This window comes from Empedobacter sp. GD03865, from assembly GCF_029840775.1.
Lineage (GTDB): Bacteria > Bacteroidota > Bacteroidia > Flavobacteriales > Weeksellaceae > Empedobacter > Empedobacter falsenii_B.
Genome location: NZ_JAOCDF010000067.1, coordinates 1 through 1,974, shown reverse-complemented (window position 1 = coordinate 1,974; position 1,974 = coordinate 1). Strand labels below are relative to the sequence as shown.

Genomic DNA, 1,974 nt, shown 5'->3' with positions numbered 1-1,974 from the left:
AAATATGCACCTGTTTGGATTCAGAAACAGGTTACACAACTTAAATCGTCCGTTATTTCATACAAATACTTATAATTTGTGTAGAATAACAGACGATTTATTTATCCTTTACTTTCTTAACTCTAAATTTAATCGTTTTAACCTTCGCTGATAATTTTGTAAATAATTACGTTTCAACTTTTCAGATAAATAAGATTTTGAAATTAAATCTTTTACTTTTTCTTCTTTAGAAGTTAAATTTTGAATGACTTTTACTATCGATTTCTCTGTCATTCCTGCTTTCTCGCCCAATACAAATAACTGATCAATGACTTTTCCTTTTGAAATGGTTTTAGGTAATAAACCTTCTTTTAAAGCAAAATCTGAATCCTCTATATGAATTTTAGTATTTAGTAAATCATACGCAGGACTTAATTTAAAATCACCTTGTTGCGTTTCTATTAAAGAAAAATTCTTTAAATGAGCATCTCCATTTGAAAATAAATAATTGAAAACAATTAATGTAAACAATTTAGGCGTTTCTACTTTCCATGCAGGAACATATTTATTTAAAGCTGCAAATAATTCCAAATAACTACCTTCATACTTATATTGTTCGCCATCTGTTGCAGGTGATTTACCTAATAAAGAAGCGAAATCTTCTACTGCTAATTTTTCTCCAACAGTATTATAGTCAAAGCGTTTTGTTATGTATGCAGGACTTCCACCTTTAAAGAAAATTAAAGCGTTTTCTGCTGTTTCAATTTTAAAAATTTGTTTCGCTATTTGCATCGTCAAATGCTCGTTTGCTGGTGCAAATTCACTGTTTTTAGGTAAATCAGAAATTGGCTTAAGAATATATTGTCCACTTTCGTTTTCATTGGTCAATCTTAATTCATTTCCATCAAGAATGAGCGAATATTTTTCTTGAAATCCTGAAATTGAAATATGCGTTTGATTTTGATTAAAACTGTTTTTATCTTTTCGATCAGCTGGTGAAGTATAGTTTAAAATTGGATTTACTTTTCTGCCATCAAACATCTTTTTCAATACCTTTGGACTATACGTACTAAAATTTTCTTTTAAAGAACCTGGACAATTTTTTAACTCTAAATTCATTCTACACTCTTTCTATTGTTACTGCTCCAACTGTATCTACTTTAGATGCTTGTAATAATATTCCAAAAGCATCATCTTCGTCAATTTTAAACATTTTACAAATCATTCGTTTATTTACTCCTTCTGGTAGTAAATGATAAAAAAACGGAAACAATGTATCAGATTCAAACTCGATTTGACTTTTAGGTAAGGTTAAGCTAATTGAAGGTTTAGATTCGTCAGACAACCAATTTTCATTGTATTTAAAATGAAAACTACCATTATCTAACTGAGCCAAAACTCCCGCCTTTTCGCCTTTATAAAAAATATGAGCTATTCTCATTATTTAATTATTTTAATCTCTAATTTAATTTCCAACCCTAAGGCATCACACAGTTTTTGTAATGTTTCTAACGTTGGATTACCTTTACCGCTTTCAAACTGTTTAAGTGTACGTAAGCCAACACCCGAAATTTCAGCCAATGTTTCTTGTGTAATATCTAAAACTTTACGACGTTCTTTTATCTGTTCAATTAATAATAGTGTCATATAATGCACTTTTATAGTAAATTTAGGAATAAATATAATATAAAACAATAAAAGTGCAACTAAATGCACTTTTTAGGGTTTAATATAAATTTTGAATATAATTGGCATCAATTAGTGCCATATATTGCACTATTAATATAATAATCAATGTTAATATATTACAAACTAACTAATTTATCTAATTGCTTTTGAATTTCTTCATTTTTTATTTTACGATGTGATGCATTATACACACACTTCCCATCTTTAATAATTAAGATTTGTGGTGATTCGTGTTGAACATTGTAACGACGTTCAATTTCATTAGATATTGATCTATACGTTAATAAATCTAAATAATTCAGCTCA

4 protein-coding genes are annotated in these 1,974 nt (G+C 28.2%); all 4 read right to left on the bottom strand.

Annotated elements, in window-relative coordinates; genetic code table 11:
- Window positions 1-108: 108 nt before the first annotated feature.
- Entirely contained in the window at window positions 109-1,098 is a 990-nt protein-coding gene (locus N5D46_RS14620; protein ID WP_280050437.1) for a HipA domain-containing protein, read from the bottom strand.
- Between the two features lies 1 nt (window position 1,099).
- The gene (locus N5D46_RS14615; RefSeq protein WP_280050436.1) at window positions 1,100-1,420 is read right to left on the bottom strand and encodes a HipA N-terminal domain-containing protein; all 321 of its coding nucleotides are present in this window, start codon (window positions 1,418-1,420) and stop codon (window positions 1,100-1,102) included.
- Window positions 1,420-1,626, bottom strand: coding sequence for a helix-turn-helix transcriptional regulator (locus tag N5D46_RS14610; RefSeq protein ID WP_280050435.1), 207 nt, complete (start codon window positions 1,624-1,626; stop codon window positions 1,420-1,422). Before N5D46_RS14610 ends, N5D46_RS14615 begins: the two co-directional genes overlap by 1 nt.
- Before the next feature lie 158 nt (window positions 1,627-1,784).
- A partial coding sequence (locus N5D46_RS14605; protein WP_280050434.1) for a monothiol bacilliredoxin BrxC family protein occupies window positions 1,785-1,974 on the bottom strand: 190 nt, incomplete at its 5' end.